This window comes from Shewanella frigidimarina, assembly GCF_003797125.1.
Lineage (GTDB): Bacteria > Pseudomonadota > Gammaproteobacteria > Enterobacterales > Shewanellaceae > Shewanella > Shewanella frigidimarina.
On sequence record NZ_RKKE01000006.1, the window covers coordinates 18660 to 38204 of the forward strand.

The window sequence follows — 19545 nt, forward strand, 5'->3', positions numbered from 1 at the left end:
ACTCCCACAAAAAAGTGTTTAACAACAATTATATGACCGCTTTAATTTATAATACTAATGACTGAAGTCTACAGTTGATTTTCAAGTTGAAAAATCATTTTCTCTACGCTGAACGCAAAATCAAGCTTTAAAGAAATAGCACTATCTTCATCAATAATGTCAGCTTTAGTATCAGGAAAACGATCTTGAGCCACTTGCTGCATAGATTGAGCTTGCAATAAGGAATCGTCTCCTACAAAGCTAAGCTGTAATATCGTATCTTCTGCTTCCACAACAGCGCCAATATCTACATAACTGCCGCATTCAGTACAACTGTCACTGACATTACCTTGCTGCTGTTTAATTTGCTTAATCATTATGTCACCCCATCAGTTTGAACAACGTCAAACGGCAAATATAACTCAGTTTAGGCAGGCTTTTACTTACCATGCTCACAATTATCAAAAATTAATTGATTGTCTCAGGATAATAGACTGATATCTCAGCAGTTAAGCCAGTTGTAAATAATTGGCAGTATTTATAAACCAACGCTTAGTTGGGGCAAACGATCAGCAACAAAAGTGCGTGAATTCATGTCAGTGCGACTTTCATAGAAAAACCTAGGATTCTCAAAAAGTGTCAAGATACACTGGTGGACTTAGACTGCACTCGTGTAGAGCAAGAGTTAGTGAAATTAGCAAAAAATCAGACGAGACATAAGAATTAGATCGCGTAGATTCGCACATTTCAGAGTGTGTAACGGACTTTAAAATGCCGGAACTGTTCCCGTCGTTTAAACTTGATGATGCAAGAATTTAACTGTGAGGCCAAGACACTAAACTCAAAGCAATTAAAACCGATATCACCGGAGCTGTAGTAAAATGCAAAGTGTTAATCGAACAAGTACGCGAATAAGTGCAGAATATAGAGTAATATTCATCAAATTAATCTGACTTTATATTTTAATAGGATTTAAGCTTAGATCTGATTTTCACTAGTTAAACCAATAAAAAAATACAACTTAACATATTGTTTAATAACCGATTAATATTTATAGGCAAGTTTATAAGTGAGCTTAATACCATTATTTGAAATCAGGTTGGTACCATAATGATTTGTTAGATAAAGGTGTTAAAGGAGGAAGCCAAGTATTTTCTATGTTGATAACTCGTCTATTTTCTAGTTTTGCTTTTTTAATATTTTCACTATGATAGCGATAAAAAATCTCATCAAAACTACCATCAATTACCATCATTTCCAGTCCGGTCGTAATACGCTCTGCAAGCCTCGGATGAGTTTGGCTAATAAATAGATAAGATGGCGATGGTAAATAAATCACCAAGTTTGATTCAATGACAATATTAGGAAATTGATCATGATTTTTATCAAATTCAACAAATATTTCATTGATTCCACGTGGGAAATAATCAAATCTACCACGACTGAGCATAGCAAATAGGCCCTTATAGGTATTTCCTTTGACAATGGGGAAGTTGTTGGCTTGCATTAACAAAGTGGTTGTCCACTGTGGTTTGAGTCCGGCTTGTAGCTGCTTAAGCTGCTCTGCATCGATAATTTTATTAAACTTATATTGATCTTTGGCATTAATTAATAATAAACGATAACTAAGCAAACCTTTGAAAATTGGAATACGAATAGGAATAGTTTTACTTTCCCATTCTGAATTGGTTGCGGCTACAAAAGCATTAATTGTTTGCCCTTTTATTAGTTGCCTTAAAACACGATCCCTCGCCATGGGGTTATGAGATTGCTGGATACGATAATCCCCATAAAGCGGTTGGGTTTTCTTTAATGAGAGCTCTATTAATTCAGTAGTATAAAGGTAGCGCAGATCTTCCTTAGGGTGCGGTTGATGAAAACGTACAATATCGATGACCTCAGCATGGGCGTGATTAGTTGCCGCCAGCGCGATGGCAACTAATCCGATAGTAGAAAGCATGAAAGAGAACATTCCTGTCGCGATTAGAAGGCGCTTCAAACAGTAATTGATAACACTCATTGAGAAAAGTAGTAAAAATCCCATTATTGCTCCTTAATTGAGAATAACGATATCTCAGTTTGTTTTACGGAACTTATTGTTTTACGGAACTTAAAAATTATGATTTCGATTTAGGGTTACTGTAATCCGATTAAGGTGAGATCAGAGTTTGTAGGGCAAGGGGAAAAAATGCAAACGGTTATTACCTTATCAACATGTTAATTCAAAGATAAACGATTTTAACCTTACCGTGTAGTCAGTTTTGAAGTAAGAACACCTAGCTCCTGCAACATCGACTAGTAAGTGCTAATTGCTCCAGCTCAATCTCTGAACACTTAATTTAGTTCGATTGGTATTGCATCATCTTCAGCAAATAGAGCATCAGGTTTAGTTCGTAACTACAATGTCAAATAATTGGGATATACGCCCTAACCGAATACCAAAATAATCAGAAAAATTGTTGCGTATAGAACATAAAACAAAAAATTATTTTATGAAGAACCTTACACTGTTATTACTCTGCGACTAAGTATAGTTCAGACTTCAAAAAGGGTTAAAACGTGAAGTTTTTATGCACCTGAACATTCATTCTTTCGAGGTGATTTTTGAATATATGTTTGTTGGCGATGGTTCTTTTTGATCCAGATCTGCTTATTACCTACATTTATTAGCTGGTCTTTGAGAGTTATTTTTTGAATCTTACATTATACTTTAAAAATCAATAAGTTATCACTTGCATTTTTTTTAGGTGTACATGCGTTTTCTCTGCGATCTTAATTTGATAAAATTTTAGATATCTTACGTTGCGTGCTCAGTTGTTCTAAAAAGTGCATATCTTCTAACGGGGTATGTTGTTGGTAGGCATTAATCGCTTTATTTTTAGTTAGGTAGTCGCAGTTACTTAATACTTCAACCATAGAATCTGATTGAGAACCTCTAATCACTAATGCTTCGGGCGTTAATGCTTGTTGAAGTTGAAACTGACGTGCACCTTGTTCCTGAAATATCATCGCGTTATCGATAGTGTCTGGGTGAACAGAAATATCATCGACTAATAATTGAGGTTGAGGTACAGAAAATCGTTGTCGCAGTTTTTGTGTGCTATCTACATCATTATCTAATTGAAATTGAGCCATATCGCGAGCATCAATTGACAGCATAGCCAACAGCAAACCAAATTCACCGCGACGATTGTTTTCAATCGCAACGTTTAATCGGCTCCCTATTTGTAACTCATTGACTAATGTTGACTCAATTTGCATATAAAAACATCACCACTACTGCTCGATGCTATTTTATCGACCAAACAGTCATAAACTTTAGTAAAATATTCAATTATGTACTTTACATATAAAAGGTTTCTGACTACTATGGCGACCGCAATTGAGGAGGGGTTCCCGAGTGGCCAAAGGGATCAGACTGTAAATCTGACGGCTCAGCCTTCGAAGGTTCGAATCCTTCTCCCTCCACCATTTGCGTTGCTACAAAGTGTAAATTTAAAAGTGTTAAAGATGTAAAAAGATAGTAAGAAAAAAGAAAATATGTGGAGGGGTTCCCGAGTGGCCAAAGGGATCAGACTGTAAATCTGACGGCTCAGCCTTCGAAGGTTCGAATCCTTCTCCCTCCACCATCTTTCTTTTAATCTTATTTATCTTGCTGTGGAGGGGTTCCCGAGTGGCCAAAGGGATCAGACTGTAAATCTGACGGCTCAGCCTTCGAAGGTTCGAATCCTTCTCCCTCCACCATTTTACATCTCGAGCTTAGTTTATTGCTGCTTAGTTCAATTACTGAATGTTATTTCTATTGATTCATCTGACACAAAATCCTCGTTTATATTCTACAAACAACCTTTTCTTTGTTACAAAAAAACAAACCCACTAATACAAGCCGTAAACCTTATGTTATCCTTTTAATTCATTGGTATTTCTCACTAAATCATTTTCCGTACTACCTCGTTCTTCCACTTATTTTTATTAATGCAACTCAACATCAGCAATTTTAAAAATATATGTTGCTGATAGCGATAAACACTACTCTTAACTTTACATTTTAGTTATTATTTATTCCTTTTTGGAATAACGAGTATCATTGCATGTCATCTACTTGGGTCAATCAGGCCATCGCAAAAATAGAAGCCGATTATCAACGTTCCGCAGATACACATCTTATAAAATTAGATCTTCCGCAACTTGATGGTATAGACATTTATTTAAAAGACGAAAGTACTCATCCAACAGGTAGCTTAAAACATCGCTTAGCTCGATCACTATTTCTGTATGCGCTATGTAATGGCTGGATAAAAAAAGACACTCCCATTATTGAGTCTTCATCTGGGAGCACCGCTGTATCTGAAGCCTATTTTGCGCGATTACTTGGATTGCCCTTTATCGCTGTAATGCCAAAAACGACTGCTAAAAAGAAGATTCAACAAATTGAATTTTATGGTGCGCGATGTCATTTTGTCGATAATGGTAGCCAAATGTATGCTGAATCAGAAAAATTAGCCGCTGAGTTGCAAGGCCATTATATGGACCAATTTACGTATGCTGAGCGAGCCACCGATTGGCGAGGTAATAACAATATTGCTGATTCTATATTTATCCAAATGGAAAAAGAGCCCCATCCTATTCCAAGCTGGATTGTAATGAGTCCTGGTACTGGTGGCACCAGCGCTACCATTGGCCGCTATATTCGTTATCAGCAGCAACAAACGCAGTTGTGCGTCGTCGACCCCGAAAATTCTGTATTCTACGATTACTTTCACAATGGTGACGCGAGCATCATTAGCGATAAGAGCAGTAAAATAGAGGGAATTGGTCGGCCACGTGTTGAACCGTCATTTATTGCTGGTGTAGTTGACTCTATGATTAAGATCCCTGATGCCGCCTCAATCGCAACGATTCAGTGGTTAGAGCAACTCATAGGGCGTAAAACAGGCGCATCTACTGGTACTAACTTATATGGGGCGTTGCTGTTAGCAACACAAATGCGTAACGAAGGTCAAACAGGTTCTATTGTGACCTTAATTTGTGATGCGGGTGAGCGCTATCTTGATACCTATTACAACCCCCAATGGATAGAAGACAATATTGGCTGTTTCGAACACTACCGAGAAAAACTCGTCGCGTTTAATCAATCAGGTTTACTTCGTTAACCTGTTAAAATTAAAAAGCCGTTGAATATTGATTCAACGGCTTTTTTTGTTTCGTAAAAAACAAGTGGTCATAATGAACACTAAATAAACGCTTTTAGTCAATATTCAGATACTTATGTGTTTGTATCGATAAACGCCAGTTACGGCTAATACACACCTTCATGGCAAGTTCTGTTGCACGCGCCTTTTGACTAATAGGTTGTAAGCAAATGGTTTTATCGCTGACATCAATATTCAGTAATAATTTATCTAATTCATCGATATGGTGTTCTGTGGCGATAGGATGTTTAATTTCATTAGCACGATTTAATGCTTGTTCTAGTACCTTGTAGCCACCTTTCATATTGATTTTAGGTGATACAGTAACCCACACATCTGAATGACATTTTACGTCAAACGTGCCACTGGTTTCTATTTGTACCTGATAACCAGCCTCAAAAAAAATCGTGGTTAATTCAGTCAAATCGTACAAACATGGCTCACCACCGGTTAACACAATGTGCTTAGCAGTAAAGCCTTTATCATGAAATGCTTGCAGTAACGTATGGCCAGTATGATCAGCCCATCTGCCGATGGTGCCGTCGACCTGAATCACTTGCTCTGCGGTCACTTTGTTTTCGGGTAACACATCCCAGGTTTGCTTTGTATCACACCATGCACAACCTACAGGACAGCCCTGCAAGCGAACGAACAGTGCAGGAACACCAGTATATGTGCCCTCACCTTGTATTGTTTCAAATACTTCGTTAACGGGATATTTCATCGTTTACCTTACTTCTAGAGACAAGTATTGGCTACCTGGCTTATAACGGGTCGGCATTTATAGAGTATTTTAACGTTAGCTGCAAGTATTTACACCTATGACTTTGCAGTTGGGCCTGGCTTAGGTAACATATCAGTTCTATTTACCTGGACCACTAGGGGTTGATCACTCCGATCTTACCAGTCAGTTCAGTACGTTAAGAGTATATCCATGTCAGATGCAAAGCAAAACACGCCAACTAAAGCCCTTGTTGTTTTCAGTGGCGGTCAAGATTCAACCACTTGCCTTATTCAAGCCTTATCTCAATATGACGAAGTACACGGGATAACATTTGATTATGGCCAACGCCATCGTCAAGAAATCGAAGTGGCAAAATCCTTGGCTACTGAGTTGAAACTAGCTAGCCATAAAGTCATGGATACCACCTTATTAAACGAGTTAGCCATTTCAGCATTAACACGTGATGCTATTCCTGTATCACATGAGCTGATGAATAATGGTTTGCCGAATACTTTTGTGCCTGGACGTAATATTTTATTTTTAACTCTTGCGGGTATATATGCTTACCAATTAGGTTGCGATGCGATTATTACCGGCGTGTGTGAAACCGACTTTTCAGGCTATCCAGATTGCCGTAATGAATTTGTTCAATCAATGCAAAACTCATTAGCACTCGGAATGGATAAACCCCTTAAGATAATTACCCCATTAATGTGGCTCAATAAAGCTGAAACTTGGGCACTGGCTGATAAATATCAGCAATTAGCATTAGTACAACATCAAACGTTAACTTGTTATAACGGTATTGTTGGTAAAGGTTGTGGTGACTGCCCCGCTTGTGTCTTACGTCAACGTGGCCTAGAGGATTACTTGCAAAATAGTCAATCAGTGATGGACTCATTAAACAGTAAGCTATAACAATATCGATAACATACTGTAACTAACTGCAACGGTTTAATGCAGCTCTGCCGCAGCGCTATTTTGATGACGACACCAAAAATGCACACGGGTTAACGCTATGCGGCAATTTTGCGCTACAGTTAAGTTTAGTGTTTTTGGATAAATTAAATTGGCTTGTTTTGACGGTGCGCAAAGAGGATATTTTGCTAAATCATAAATCAAACACTGTTGGACTTTATCACTTTGTTGTTGTCATCAGCCTTATTTGTATTGGGCTGTTTGCAGCAGATATCCCTACGCCAGCATTTTTGCCTATTGATCAGTATTTAAGTTATCAATATAACGCCATTACTGATGGACAAATATGGCGATTAATCACCGGTAACCTGTTGCATACTAATTTATGGCATTTGCTGATGAATTTGGCAGGATTTTGGGTGATTGTATTTTTACATGAAGTCCATTACAAGCGTCATCCAGGCAAGTTGATATTACTGTTTCTCAGTTTATGTTTATTAGAAGGTATTGGTTTATATTTCTTTTATCCTAGTCTAAAAGCTTATGTAGGCTTAAGTGGATTGTTACATGGGTTGTTTGCTTTTGGTGCAGTAATGGACATTCGCAAAGGTTACCGTTCAGGTTATTTACTGTTGCTTGGCGTGATCATTAAAGTCGGATACGAGCAGGTATTTGGTGCGACGAGCAGTATTACCCAGTTAATTAATGCCAGAGTTGCCACTGAATCACATCTGGTTGGTCTTATTTGTGGAATATTGTGCGCGTTGTGCTGGTCAGCGATTGCCCATCGCTTCAAATATCACCACCTGCCTTAACGCTACACGCAAACTGTATTGACTTAAGCGTAGTTGTTTTAGCGCACATACTGGATAAACGGTATGTGCGCTTAATTGATTATAGGTTCTGCAGACTCTGACTCAATCTCTTGTCCATCCATTTACTCAGACATCCCTGGAACAGTCACTTTTTCAGATTCAGATTCGGTAGATAGAACTGTGGCATTTGATTGTGCTCGCTCAACTAATTTATCGTATTCAGCTTGAGTAATAAGATAACTTTTTAATGGCGGTAATGGTTTAGTCGAAGATTCTGTCACAGGAACTTCTGTCATACCACTGATATCAACTCGTCCAAATAGCAACGCAATAGTAATAACGAACACATGTATAAATATCACTATCAATGTTGTGTAACGACTTTTACTGACTACTGCTAAAAAACGTTGCCAAACATTGCCACTCATCATTGATTCGTTTGGCTGTAGTAACGATTCACTACTAGCAGGTTCAGATCCAATCGCACCCGTTAACTGCAACTGAATATTATCAGCGACTTGTTGTTGATGATGTTGTAATTCATTTTCATCTATCACTTCATCTTCTTTCTCAACAAAAGGTGTCACGTCTTTGTTAAATTCAATGTTAGCGTTTTCAACCCGCGGTGATGGCATGTTGCCCCAATGCGGAACAGCGCTATTAGTTGTAGTAGATTGAAGCGAACTCGACTGTTGGTTTTTTTCAGGCATATAGACTAACTCACCAAGAATGATCGGTTAAGTATAACGTTATAAACCTCATTAAGTAGCACCTTTTTATGAGGTTTATGGATGAATTGAATTAACAAATATTTACCCAATCGAGCGTTAAATTAGCATTATAAGTAACATAAATGGACACTTCACTTTCAGCTTACACGTGTTCACCTAAATATAGCTATTAAGTATTGAGACTGATAGACTAGCGGTGCTCAAAATCCAATCAGCACTATTTACAGGATATTATGAATTCATTATCAAACACTCTGGCATCTCAGCAAACAGTTATCGAATCCACTGGATCAGATTACTGTCAAGCGGAAGAAAAAGCCAATGCCCTTTCACATGCATTAGGTATTGTTGCCGGCATCATCGGCTTAATGTTAATGCTGATAAAAGCACCCGATCATTTAACCTTTGTGCAAATTACTGGTGTGGTAATTTATGGTATTAGTATTATCGCTTTGTTTCTTGCCTCTACATTATATCACTCAAGCAAAAGTGCATTGTGGCGCAAACGCTATAAAATGGCAGACCACTGTGCTATTTACACCTTGATTGCAGGCACTTACACGCCAATGATGCTAATCAGTTTACAAAGCACACAAGCCACTGTGGTACTTACTGCCATTTGGTCTTTAGCTTTGGGCGGGGTTATCTTTAAAACATTGTTTATCGGTCGATTTAAGGCCTTTAGTGTAGTGTTGTATTTAGTGATGGGTTGGTTATGTGTCACTGTGATGGGCGACTTAAAAACTCACATGAGTGACTTAGGCTTAAGCTTACTCCTTGTAGGCGGTTTATTTTATAGTCTTGGGGTGATTTTCTATGTTGGAAAACGCATTCCGTTTAATCACGCCATTTGGCATTTATTTGTGCTTGGTGGGGCATTCAGCCATTTTTTATGTATTTATCTCACCGTACTATAACGCTCTAAAGACAATATCACTTCTCAAAAAATTGCGGTTGTACTATGGCCGCAATTTTTCTATTATCTGTTGCTAATACACAGCTAACTCTGCTTAAAGACGCTATATGGAAACACATGACTAAACTGACGCCAATGGAGCGAATATGGTTTATTGTTAATATTATCCCTCAAGGCACTGTACTACTTTATGGAATTGTCGCTGATTTAGCAGGGTTACCTGGTCGTGCGCGTTATGTATCTAGAGCATTGAAATTAGCGCCTGAAACGCTTGCGCTCCCATGGCATAGGGTTATCAATAGTCAAGGTAGGATTTCCTTCGCAAAAAATACCGAACCTTTTCAAACACAGCAAGAATTACTAAGATTAGAAGGTATAACAGTGAACGTAGGCAAGATTTCGTTGTCTCAATATCAATGGAAACCCGATCTAGCCACCTTAGTAATGACATTACCGTTTTAATCTTAGCCTATTCAGAATTCTAAACTTTAAGGTAATTATACATTGGTCAATAAATTAACTCGCTTATTCACTCTGATGTTGTGCACTAGCCCTGTCTTATTCGTACAGGCCTCTGACAACCAACAACTCACTGCAGATACTGAGTCTACGGCTAAATTGACTGTGTCAGAAACTGCTGTGATTGCAGAAAAACTCGAGCAAATTGATGTCCCGGCCTCATTAAGTGCCATTGAACAGGCTGCTATTTTATCGCCATTAACAGCCCACAGTGCAAAATACAATGTGTTTTATGGCAGTTTCGAATTAGGCGAAGCAAATTATCGTTTACCTGCAACCGACAGCGGCTTTTACAGCTATCATTTCGACAGCGATGTCAGCTTATTAATGCTGTCTGATCAGCGTCATCTTACCAGCGAATTCACCCTTGAAAACGGCAAATTGGTACCATTTAGATACATACAAGAACGCACTGGAACAGGCAGTGATTACACCGAACAGACTGCATTTGCCAAAGCACAGAAATTTATTCACACCATTTATAAGCAAGAAGCATTAAAACTGTCATACGAAGAAAAAGTGTTTGATCCGTTAATGGTTCAATTACAATTCAGAATGGACCTCGCGGCCAATATACGCCCATTAGATTATAAAATGGTCAAAGAAAAAGAAGTCGATGACTATCAATTTAGAGTTATAGGCAAAGAAAAAGTCACAATAAAAAGCGGCACTTACGATACGGTTAAAGTTGAAGTGGTGCGTGACAGTACCAAAAGACAAACATTTTTCTGGATGGCGCCTGATTTAGCCTATCTACCTGTACGTTTAAGCCATTTTTCTAAAGGCAGTAAGCAACTCGATATTCAGCTAGCAAGCTACCAATTTGAACAACCATTGCCACCCATGACGCCTGTCGTCATCGATGGCCCTAAGCCTGAAGCTTCAACTGCTGTGGATGAACTGGTCTCAGAGGCTGAAAATGAAGCTGGTATTAGTGAGTCTGAATTAGACGAAATTAAACAGTTAGCCGTTGATTAGCTCGCCTTTACGGAATAACTTCCACTCACCCGGTTGTAAAACCACCCAATTTTCATTGTTGGTTAATGGTCGAGTCGCAATCACAGTCACCACATCATTCGGTGTGGTCTCCTGACTAAAATCGATGACAACATCAGTATCAATCAACGTTGCCTGTCCAAATGGAGCGCGGCGGGTAATATGACATAAGTTGTTAGTGCAATAAGTCATTAAGTCTATGCCGTTGCTTAACAACATATTAAACACACCTAACTGTCTTATTTCATCCGCAAGTTGGCTTATATACTGAAATACTTCATTCATGTTTTCAGGTTCAAACTCACCAAACTTATTAACTACAGACTCTAATATCCAGCAGAAAGCCAGCTCACTGTCAGTATCGCCAACAGGCTGAAAGCGTGATACTGAAAAGGTAGCTTGATAATCTGTTAATTGGCCATTATGCGCATAAGTCCAATAACGGCCCCATAGTTCGCGACTAAATGGGTGAGTATTAACCAACGATACACAACCTCGATTTGCCTGACGAATATGACTGATCACAATTTCACTTTTAATCGGATATGACTTAATAAGTTCGGCAATATGTGATTTGCTGCTAGGACAAGCATCTTTAAAAGTACGGTTACCTTTACCTTCATAGAAAGTAATTCCCCAGCCATCAACATGAGGACCGGTAACACCACCGCGTTCAGCTAAGCCTGTAAAACTAAAAACAATATCCGTTGGCACATTGGCACTCATCGCCAGTAATTCACACATTTGCCTTGCCTTTTCTGTTGATATGTTGAGCTAAACACTTTTGTAGAACGTATTGTATCTACTAAGCTTATTGAGTGGAATATTTCTGACACACAAATATTTAAACAATTGTTTGAAAAACACTTGTATTCGAGGGCTCATAAGGTTAACTTTTACGTGACACAGGTCTGACCACGCTCTTTCTTGTGAATGAGATCAATAATAAAATAAGCTATTTGTCTACTTAAATAGCTTTAAGGAGAAGTACATTGACCACCCTACTTTGGATCATCGCGATGATCTTTGTGCTCGGCGCCATGGCATACCTGCGGGTATCGTTATTATCTACAACAATTGCTGCGGCGATTGTGTTAGTTGTCGGTAGCACTTTGGACATTATTGGTGTAATTACATGGATTGTTTTCCTTGTCATTGCGCTGCCACTAAACATCAAATCATTCAGACAGAATTTTATCAGTCGTCCGCTGATAAAAGTGTATCGCGGTATCATGCCTGAAATGTCTTCTACTGAAAAAGAAGCCATTGAAGCAGGTACAACGTGGTGGGAAGCAGATTTATTTGCCGGTAACCCTAACTGGAGCAAATTACATAACTATCCTAAAGCGCGTTTAACCGCAGACGAGCAAGCATTCATAGACGGACCCGTTGAAGAAGTGTGTAAAATGCTTAATCAACATGAAGTGTCGCATGTGCTAGGTGACTTGCCACAAGATGTATGGCAGTTCTTAAAGGATCATGGTTTCTTCGCGATGATCATTAAGAAAAAGTACGGCGGGCTTGAATATTCAGCTTATGCTCAATCTTGTGTATTACAAAAACTTGCTGGTGTAAGTAGCGAACTTGCATCAACAGTAGGTGTTCCTAACTCGTTAGGCCCTGGTGAGTTATTACAGCACTATGGTACTAAAGAGCAGCAAGATCATTACCTACCTCGTTTAGCTCAAGGTTTAGAAGTGCCATGTTTTGCACTTACTAGCCCTGAAGCAGGTAGTGATGCTGGCTCAATCCCAGATTTCGGCGTTGTATGTAAAGGTGAATTCCAAGGCGAAGAAGTGCTTGGTATGAAACTTACCTGGAACAAGCGCTACATTACCTTAGCACCTGTTGCTACCGTACTTGGGCTTGCGTTTAAACTACGCGACCCTGATCACCTACTAGGTGATAAAGAAGAATTAGGCATTACTTGTGCGCTTATTCCTACTGACATTCCTGGTGTTGAAACTGGACGTCGTCATTTCCCATTGAACTGTATGTTCCAAAATGGTCCAACACGCGGTAACGAAGTGTTTGTACCATTAAGCTTCATCATTGGTGGTCCAGAAATGGCTGGTCAAGGTTGGAGAATGTTGGTTGAGTGTCTATCTGTAGGTCGTGGTATTACCTTACCTTCAAACTCAGCTGGTGGCGTTAAAACTGCCGCTGTTGCTACCGGTGCTTATGCACGTATTCGTCGTCAATTTAAATTACCTATCGGTAAGTTAGAAGGCATCGAAGAGCCAATGGCGCGTTTAGGCGGTAATGCTTATCTAATGGATGCAGTTGCAACATTAACCACTACCGCTATCGATTTAGGTGAAAAGCCATCGGTTGTTTCAGCCATCGTTAAATTCCACTTAACCGACAGAATGCAAAAGTGTGTTATTGATGCAATGGACATTCACGGCGGTAAAGGTGTGTGTTTAGGGCCGAATAACTACTTAGGTCGTGGCTATCAAGCTGCACCGATTGCGATTACTGTAGAAGGTGCAAACATTCTAACTCGCTCAATGATCATTTATGGACAAGGCGCAATTCGCTGTCATCCATATGTATTGGCCGAAATGGAATCTGCTTTTGATACTGACGCAAATCGTGGTTTAGCTAACTTTGACGCGGCTATCTTTGGCCATATTGGCTTTGCAACGTCTAACTTTATTCGTAGCTTCTGGATGGGCTTAACCTCATCTCGTTTCTCGAATAGCCCTTACTCAGATAAAACCAAGCGTTACTACCAACAGATGAACCGTTTCAGTGCTAACTTAGCATTATTATCTGACTTAGCTATGGCAACGTTAGGTGGCAACCTTAAACGTAAAGAACGTATTTCTGCTCGTTTAGGTGACTTATTAAGCCAGCTGTATCTAACTTCAGCAACGCTAAAACGTTATGAAGATGACGGTCGTTTAACTGAAGATTTACCTTTAGTTCAATGGGCGGTTGAAGATTCATTATACAAGTTACAAGATTCGTTAGATGACTTACTGAACAACTTCCCAATGGGATTAGGCATTGCACTTCGTGCCGTTATTTTCCCATTCGGTCGTCCGATTAAGCGTCCTAGTGATGTATTAGACCACAAAGTGGCTAAGATTATGCAAACGCCTTGTGCTAGCCGTGACCGTTTAGGTAAAGGCCAGTTCTGGACTGCATCTGAGTTCAATGCTGTAGGTATCCAAGAACAAACGTTTAAAGATATCCTTGCCGCAGAGCCACTGTACGACAAAGTCTGTAAAGCTGCTGGTAAGCGTCTGCCATTTATGTGGTTAGATAAAGTTGCTGCAGAAGGTAAAGCGCTTGGTGTGTTAAGCGACAGCGAAATCGCTTTACTTGAACGAGCTGAAATTGGCCGCTTAAAATCAATTAACGTTGATGATTTCGATACCGATGAGCTTCGTGCGCAACTAGCACCTAAAGCTAAGCAAGAAAAAGCAGCCTAGCTGCTAGGTTAAAACCTAAAATAAAAAGGGTAAAGCGCAAGCTTTACCCTTTTTCATCTCTACAGTTTAATGATGTTAGAAGGATAATGATGAAACAGTTAAGCGGATTACAATTGATGCAAGCCATGTTAAATGGCGACATACCTGCCCCTTCTATTACTCAAACAATACCGATGAAAGCCATTGAAGTCAGTGAAGGCGCTGTAACGTTTGAAGCGCATGCAGATGAACGTCATTTAAATCCGATGGGCGGCGTACACGGTGGCTTTGCAGCAACGGTTATGGACACAGTAACAGCTTGCGCGGTTCATTCAGCACTCCCTGCTGGGGTAAGTTATTCAACCATTGATTTGAACGTTAAAATGGTTCGCCCTGTGCCACAAAACCAGCGATTAATAGCAAAGGGAAGCTTAATGAACTTATCAAAGTCGTTAGGCATATCTGAAGGCACCTTAAGCACTGAAGAAGGTAAGTTACTCGCTACAGCTACAGCGACCTGCCTTATTCTTCGCCCTTAGATAGTAGGCTAAACTGTACTTTGCACGACTAGATGAAACGGGATCATAATACTCATTCCATTAGTGATGTCATTCTGTGTTGTCACTGAGTTTAGAGATTGTATTGAATCAAAGGTTGTTTGCGTAGAAAACACAGCAACAAAAAAGCCAGTCACTTACATGACTGGCTTTTGTTTATCCCAATTTCCGGTTATTTCAAGGCTTGCACATCAATGTTGACGCGATTAGCCTTCTTTTAACTCTATCTCTAACTGCTTAGCGACCGCTTCTGGTGAGCTGCTATTACGAGCAAACAAGCTATAAGCAACAGGAATAACGACTAAGGTAAAGAAGGTTGCCAGTAAAATGCCTGATAACACCACTACACCAATAACAAAACGAGTTTCAGCCCCTGCACCACTGGATAACACTAATGGAATAGCTCCAGCCGCAGTCGTAATGCCGGTCATTAAAATAGGCCGTAAACGTTGGGTCGAAGCCTGCAAAATCGCTTGTTGAAATTCAACACCACGGTCTCGTAATTGATTGGCAAACTCAACGATTAAAATGCCGTTTTTAGCCGCTAAACCGACCAGCATGATAATGCCAATTTGACTGTAAATATTAATACTTTGACCGGTAAACCATAACCCAATTAGCGCCCCTAATGTTGCTAACGGAACGGTTAACATGATCACCATGGGGTGAACATAGCTTTCAAACTGTGCCGCAAGCACTAAAAACACAATGCCTAATGCGAGTAAAAAGACAAAGTTCATTGAGTTACCTGACTCTTGGTAATCTAACGATGGCCCCTTATAACTTATCACTGCTTCTGCAGGTAAATAAGTCGCCGCAAGCTGGTTGAGATAATCTAACGCTTCACCCAACGTATAATCATCGGCCAAATTGGCTTCTAAGGTGATAGAACGCATACGATTGTATCGATTTAACGAGCTAGCATCGGCAAACTCTTCAATCGAGACTAAGTTCGATAACGGGATCAGTTCTTGTGAACGATCCGAACGAACGTAAAGATTCTCCATATCTGTAGCGGTACTTTGATTGTCACGATTACCTTCGACAATCACATCATACTCTTCACCATCGCGCATAAAGGTTGTCACCAAGCGCGAACCAAGCATCGACTCTAAGGTTCGACCAATATGAGCAATTGATACCCCTAAATCTGCTGCACGTTCACGGTCAATCACCACTCTCAACTGAGGTTTAGTTTCCTGATAATCGTGATCTAAACCAATGAGCTTATGATTTTCTTTGGCTTTCTCGAGCATAATGTCACGCCAATCAGCCAATTCTTCGTAACTTGGGCCACCAATCACAAACTGCACCGGCTTACCTACACCGCGACCAAAAGCTTGGCGCATAATCGGGAATGCACGAATACCGGCTAAATCTGATAAACGATTGCGGATATCAACAATAATTTCATTGGCACTTCTACGTTCAGCCCAATCTTCCAAAACGATAATGGCCATACCGTTAGAAAAGTCTGATGCGGTGCCAAAGCCACGAGGAGCGCGGATCAATAAGCGCTTAATATCACCACTTTCGACCAAAGGCATTAAGCGGCCTTCAACTTCATCCATGTATTTTTCAATGTATTCAAAGCTGGCCCCCTGAGGCCCATTAACCATTAAAAACATCGAGCCACGGTCTTCTTGTGGAGCAAATTCTTGAGGGATTTTATTCAGTAAAAAACCACTTAATGCAAACGAGATTAAAACAATTAATGACACTAAAATAGGTCGCTTAACCCCTGCCTGTAAGCTTATTAAATACCAGCCCGATATCTTGCTCATCATTTTATCGATTTGTTTAACCAGCCAAGGATCTTGTTCTGCAGGTTTTAATAACTTTGAGCACATCATCGGGCTTAGTGTTAGCGCCACAATACTGGAAAAAATAACTGCCGCACTCATGGTCACAGCAAACTCTTTAAACAGCTTGCCTAAATCGCCCTCTAAGAAGGTAATAGGCATAAATACAGCTACCAGCACCAAAGTGGTCGCAACGATGGCAAAGCCCACTTCACGCGCACCTAGAAAGGCTGCTTTTAGCGGAGAATCACCTTCTTCAATCCGTCGATGAATATTCTCTAACATCACAATGGCATCATCAACCACCATACCAATCGCAAGGATCATCGCTAAGAGGGTCAGTAAGTTGATGGTATACCCTAGTGCATATAGCACTATAAACGTCCCCATTAAGGATACGGGCACTGTGATGGCTGGAATTAACATCGCTCGCACAGAACCTAAAAACAAGTAAATAACGATAATCACTAACACCATGGCGATAAACAGTGTTTGATAAACCTCATCAATAGAAGCTTCAATAAACACCGAGCTGTCGTATGAGCGTTTGATCTCCATGCCTGCTGGTAATGTTGGATTAAGTTTGTCGACCAATGCATTAGCAGCGCGCGCCACTTCAAGGGTGTTAGCGGTAGATTGCTTACTGACCCCTAAACCAATCATTGCCTCTTTGTTACCGCGGAAAATAATCCGCTCTTCCTCTGAGCCAATTTCAACCTTGGCGACATCACTTAATTTGACTAAGTAACCATCATCACCTTGCTTAATGACTAGGTTAGAAAAATCTTCTGCCGTTTTAAATACTCTGTCTAAGCGCACCGTAAAGTGACGCTCTTTCGATTCTATAGAGCCCGCAGGTAACTCCACGTTTTCAGAACGTAATGCAGCTTCTACGTCAGACACAGTTAGGTTGCGCGATGCTAATGCTTGGCGATCGATCCAAATTCGCAGCGCATAAACTTTGCCGCCCCCCAAACGTAAGGTTGACACCCCATCGATGACTGAAAATCTATCTACTAAATAACGATTAGCGTAATCAGTAAGCTGCAAGATATCCATTTGGTCAGAGACCAAATTGAGCCACATAATGACTTCATCACTGCCGTTGGCTTTGTAAATAGAGGGAGCATCAGCTTCTTCTGGAAGCTGTTCTAATAAACCTGAAATACGGTCACGAACATCATTGGTTGCGGCTTCAATATCACGATTAATATCAAATTCAATGGTAACGCTTGAACGGCCATCACTGCTTGACGAACTAATATGGCGGATGCCTTCAACGCCACTTATTCGGTCTTCGATAAGTTGAGTGATTCGGCTTTCAACTACTGAAGCACTGGCGCCGCGATAACTGGTCTCGACTGACACTATAGGCGGGTCAATGTTTGGGTATTCCCGCAAGGGTAATTTATCGAATGAGACTAACCCTAAAACAATCAGCAAGATACTGATAACAGATGCAAAAACAGGCCGTTTAACCGATAAGTCAGTTAATATCATGCTGACTTCTCCATACCTTCTACTTGAGCAAACTTAAAGTTTTCGGCTTGTTCAACTTGAACTTTATCTCCTGGTCGAACTTTTAAAATCCCGCGAATAATCACTTGTTGGTCAACCTTAAGCCCATCGGTTATTTCAACCCAACCACGTGTCCGGCTGCCTAAAGTAACTTGTTGCTGTTCGACAACATTTTCAGCATTTACTACATAAACATAATGCTTGTTTTGAATAGGAATAATTGCAGCTTCGGGTAATAGTAATGCTTCGCGACTTTGCTTAATAAGACGCACTTTCATCAGCATGCCAGGCAATAGCTTATAATCATCATTAGGCATTACCGCGCGCACAACCACCGCTCGAGTATCTGGGTTAACGCGGCTATCAATCGAAGTAACAACGCCTTTAAATATCCGGTCTGGATAAGCAACAGCTTTAGCTTCAACGAGTTTGCCGGGTTGTAATTCTTGGATAAAACGCTCTGGCACAGAGAAATCTAATTTAATTTTACTGACATCATCTAAGGTACTAATTTGCTCACCTGGGGTCACTAAGCTGCCCACACTCACTTGGCGCAAACCTAATTTACCTGGAAATGGGGCTTTAATTGCGCGGTCTTCAAGTGCAGCTTTAGCCTGAGCCACTTCTGCACGAGTGGTATCAATTAAACTTTGTAAACGGTCGCGCTCTAATTCTGCAATCGTTTTGCTGGTAACCAATGATCGAATACGATCTAATTCGCGGAGATTTTCAACTAACTTAATTTCGGTAACGGCTACTTTGGCTTTATGTTCGTCATTTCTGAGTTGTACTAATAGCGCGCCTTTTTTAACTAAATCGCCATCATTGAAATTAATACTGGTGACAATTTCAGTAACTTTAGAGGTAACGATAATAGACTCATAGGCTTTACCCGTACCTAATGCTTCGACTTCATCACGAATAGGCATAATAGCCACCTTGGCAACCACCACATTAGGTATTGGCCTAGGACGTTGAACTATCGCTTCTTTAGGAGCCAGTAAATAGTAAGCCGACAGTGCCGCTAGCACTATGGCAATCAGTACGATTATCTTTTTCATTTCGAGTCCGTAACCATCAAAGGTTGAATGAATTATATCTATGATTTTTTTATCTAAAGTAATTGTACTTCGCAATACATTCACATCAAGTTGTTTTACTTTTGCTTACAAATTACGAACAGATTAAACAAATAGTTCACCCGCGCTAAATATGCATTTAATTCACATTATTAGCAGAATTTATGCATACTTTATTAGCTTTACTCATTATTTGAATATTTAAACAATGGACATCCAAACTGTTCGACACATGCTGTGACAAATAGTGTTGGGCTTAAGATTCCGTCGCTGCTCAGATTAAGAGTGTTCACTGTTGAAATGGGCACTGCCTAATATTGTGATTACTCAACAATGAAGTCAGTATGTTAGGAATACTACTTGTAAATGGTTAATTCAAA

The 19545-nt window shown here is 40.0% G+C and carries 16 protein-coding genes and 3 tRNA genes; 11 read left to right on the top strand and 8 right to left on the bottom strand.

The annotated features are described in order from the left end of the window. Positions 1-68: 68 nt before the first annotated feature. The 3 genes from EGC86_RS16200 to EGC86_RS16210 form a co-directional block, all read right to left on the bottom strand. Positions 69-356 carry a DUF406 family protein gene (locus EGC86_RS16200; protein ID WP_123778236.1) on the bottom strand — a complete coding sequence of 96 codons (288 nt, stop codon included), beginning with the start codon at positions 354-356 and terminating at the stop codon, positions 69-71. Between the two features lie 707 nt (positions 357-1063). Further along, positions 1064-2023 carry an amino acid ABC transporter substrate-binding protein gene (locus EGC86_RS16205; protein WP_123778237.1) on the bottom strand — a complete coding sequence of 320 codons (960 nt, stop codon included), beginning with the start codon at positions 2021-2023 and terminating at the stop codon, positions 1064-1066. 728 nt (positions 2024-2751) lie between these two features. Then, on the bottom strand, positions 2752-3240 hold the full coding sequence (locus EGC86_RS16210) for a VC2046/SO_2500 family protein (protein WP_123778238.1): 489 nt from the start codon (positions 3238-3240) through the stop codon (positions 2752-2754). A gap of 125 nt (positions 3241-3365) precedes the next feature. Between EGC86_RS16210 and EGC86_RS16215 the strand changes: the two genes are divergently transcribed. From EGC86_RS16215 to EGC86_RS16230, 4 genes are all read left to right on the top strand, one after another. Continuing rightward, positions 3366-3450, top strand: a tRNA-Tyr gene (locus EGC86_RS16215). A 73-nt stretch (positions 3451-3523) separates the two neighbouring features. Further along, positions 3524-3608, top strand: a tRNA-Tyr gene (locus tag EGC86_RS16220). Positions 3609-3638: 30 nt separating this feature from the next. After that, positions 3639-3723, top strand: a tRNA-Tyr gene (locus EGC86_RS16225). A gap of 347 nt (positions 3724-4070) precedes the next feature. Further along, positions 4071-5132 (top strand): PLP-dependent cysteine synthase family protein, encoded by a 1062-nt coding sequence (locus EGC86_RS16230; RefSeq protein WP_123778239.1) that lies wholly within the window; start codon positions 4071-4073, stop codon positions 5130-5132. Positions 5133-5226: 94 nt separating this feature from the next. On the opposite strand, the gene queE is transcribed toward EGC86_RS16230, so the two are convergent. Next, entirely contained in the window at positions 5227-5895 is a 669-nt protein-coding gene (gene queE, locus EGC86_RS16235) for a 7-carboxy-7-deazaguanine synthase QueE (RefSeq protein ID WP_123778240.1), read from the bottom strand. A 210-nt stretch (positions 5896-6105) separates the two neighbouring features. Here queE and queC point away from each other — a divergent pair, with 210 nt between their 5' ends. Both queC and rrtA read left to right on the top strand, forming a co-directional pair. Next, on the top strand, positions 6106-6813 hold the full coding sequence (queC, locus tag EGC86_RS16240) for a 7-cyano-7-deazaguanine synthase QueC (protein WP_123778241.1): 708 nt from the start codon (positions 6106-6108) through the stop codon (positions 6811-6813). Between the two features lie 185 nt (positions 6814-6998). Next, positions 6999-7628 carry a rhombosortase gene (rrtA, locus tag EGC86_RS16245; RefSeq protein ID WP_011637338.1) on the top strand — a complete coding sequence of 210 codons (630 nt, stop codon included), beginning with the start codon at positions 6999-7001 and terminating at the stop codon, positions 7626-7628. 122 nt (positions 7629-7750) lie between these two features. Here the strand turns inward: rrtA and EGC86_RS16250 are convergent, their stop codons facing one another. Next, positions 7751-8338 carry a hypothetical protein gene (locus EGC86_RS16250; RefSeq protein ID WP_123778242.1) on the bottom strand — a complete coding sequence of 196 codons (588 nt, stop codon included), beginning with the start codon at positions 8336-8338 and terminating at the stop codon, positions 7751-7753. A 254-nt stretch (positions 8339-8592) separates the two neighbouring features. On the opposite strand from EGC86_RS16250, the gene trhA reads away from it, so the two are divergent. The 3 genes from trhA to EGC86_RS16265 all read left to right on the top strand — a co-directional run bounded on the left by trhA (position 8593) and on the right by EGC86_RS16265 (position 10772). Further along, positions 8593-9276 carry a PAQR family membrane homeostasis protein TrhA gene (trhA, locus tag EGC86_RS16255; RefSeq protein ID WP_123778243.1) on the top strand — a complete coding sequence of 228 codons (684 nt, stop codon included), beginning with the start codon at positions 8593-8595 and terminating at the stop codon, positions 9274-9276. Between the two features lie 116 nt (positions 9277-9392). Continuing rightward, entirely contained in the window at positions 9393-9737 is a 345-nt protein-coding gene (locus EGC86_RS16260; RefSeq protein ID WP_165872442.1) for an MGMT family protein, read from the top strand. A gap of 75 nt (positions 9738-9812) precedes the next feature. Beyond that, positions 9813-10772, top strand: a complete 960-nt coding sequence (locus EGC86_RS16265) for a DUF3108 domain-containing protein (protein ID WP_123778358.1) — start codon at positions 9813-9815, stop codon at positions 10770-10772. On the opposite strand, the gene EGC86_RS16270 is transcribed toward EGC86_RS16265, so the two are convergent. Beyond that, positions 10758-11534, bottom strand: coding sequence for a class II glutamine amidotransferase (locus tag EGC86_RS16270; protein WP_011637333.1), 777 nt, complete (start codon positions 11532-11534; stop codon positions 10758-10760). The two genes, EGC86_RS16265 and EGC86_RS16270, sit on opposite strands and share 15 nt — an antisense overlap. Before the next feature lie 248 nt (positions 11535-11782). On the opposite strand from EGC86_RS16270, the gene fadE reads away from it, so the two are divergent. Beyond that, positions 11783-14230, top strand: a complete 2448-nt coding sequence (gene fadE, locus EGC86_RS16275) for an acyl-CoA dehydrogenase FadE (protein WP_011637332.1) — start codon at positions 11783-11785, stop codon at positions 14228-14230. An 89-nt stretch (positions 14231-14319) separates the two neighbouring features. After that, positions 14320-14748 carry a PaaI family thioesterase gene (locus tag EGC86_RS16280; protein ID WP_123778359.1) on the top strand — a complete coding sequence of 143 codons (429 nt, stop codon included), beginning with the start codon at positions 14320-14322 and terminating at the stop codon, positions 14746-14748. Positions 14749-14972: 224 nt separating this feature from the next. Here EGC86_RS16280 and EGC86_RS16285 read toward each other — a convergent pair whose 3' ends face one another. Continuing rightward, on the bottom strand, positions 14973-18068 hold the full coding sequence (locus tag EGC86_RS16285; protein WP_123778245.1) for an efflux RND transporter permease subunit: 3096 nt from the start codon (positions 18066-18068) through the stop codon (positions 14973-14975). Further along, positions 18065-19147 (bottom strand): efflux RND transporter periplasmic adaptor subunit, encoded by a 1083-nt coding sequence (locus tag EGC86_RS16290; protein ID WP_123778246.1) that lies wholly within the window; start codon positions 19145-19147, stop codon positions 18065-18067. Before EGC86_RS16290 ends, EGC86_RS16285 begins: the two co-directional genes overlap by 4 nt. Between the last annotated feature and the right edge of the window lie 398 nt (positions 19148-19545).

Bases quoted from the DNA above. Each gene is read 5' to 3' on its own strand.
- EGC86_RS16200 (WP_123778236.1), bottom strand. From the start codon at position 356: ATGATTAAGCAAATTAAACAGCAGCAAGGTAATGTCAGTGACAGTTGT.
- trhA (WP_123778243.1), top strand. From the start codon at position 8,593: ATGAATTCATTATCAAACACTCTGGCATCTCAGCAAACAGTTATCGAA.
- EGC86_RS16285 (WP_123778245.1), bottom strand. From the start codon at position 18,068: ATGATATTAACTGACTTATCGGTTAAACGGCCTGTTTTTGCATCTGTT.
- EGC86_RS16250 (WP_123778242.1), bottom strand. From the start codon at position 8,338: ATGCCTGAAAAAAACCAACAGTCGAGTTCGCTTCAATCTACTACAACT.
- EGC86_RS16230 (WP_123778239.1), top strand. From the start codon at position 4,071: ATGTCATCTACTTGGGTCAATCAGGCCATCGCAAAAATAGAAGCCGAT.
- EGC86_RS16210 (WP_123778238.1), bottom strand. From the start codon at position 3,240: ATGCAAATTGAGTCAACATTAGTCAATGAGTTACAAATAGGGAGCCGA.
- EGC86_RS16280 (WP_123778359.1), top strand. From the start codon at position 14,320: ATGAAACAGTTAAGCGGATTACAATTGATGCAAGCCATGTTAAATGGC.
- queE (WP_123778240.1), bottom strand. From the start codon at position 5,895: ATGAAATATCCCGTTAACGAAGTATTTGAAACAATACAAGGTGAGGGC.
- EGC86_RS16270 (WP_011637333.1), bottom strand. From the start codon at position 11,534: ATGTGTGAATTACTGGCGATGAGTGCCAATGTGCCAACGGATATTGTT.
- EGC86_RS16205 (WP_123778237.1), bottom strand. From the start codon at position 2,023: ATGGGATTTTTACTACTTTTCTCAATGAGTGTTATCAATTACTGTTTG.
- EGC86_RS16265 (WP_123778358.1), top strand. From the start codon at position 9,813: ATGTTGTGCACTAGCCCTGTCTTATTCGTACAGGCCTCTGACAACCAA.
- queC (WP_123778241.1), top strand. From the start codon at position 6,106: ATGTCAGATGCAAAGCAAAACACGCCAACTAAAGCCCTTGTTGTTTTC.
- EGC86_RS16260 (WP_165872442.1), top strand. From the start codon at position 9,393: ATGACTAAACTGACGCCAATGGAGCGAATATGGTTTATTGTTAATATT.
- EGC86_RS16290 (WP_123778246.1), bottom strand. From the start codon at position 19,147: ATGAAAAAGATAATCGTACTGATTGCCATAGTGCTAGCGGCACTGTCG.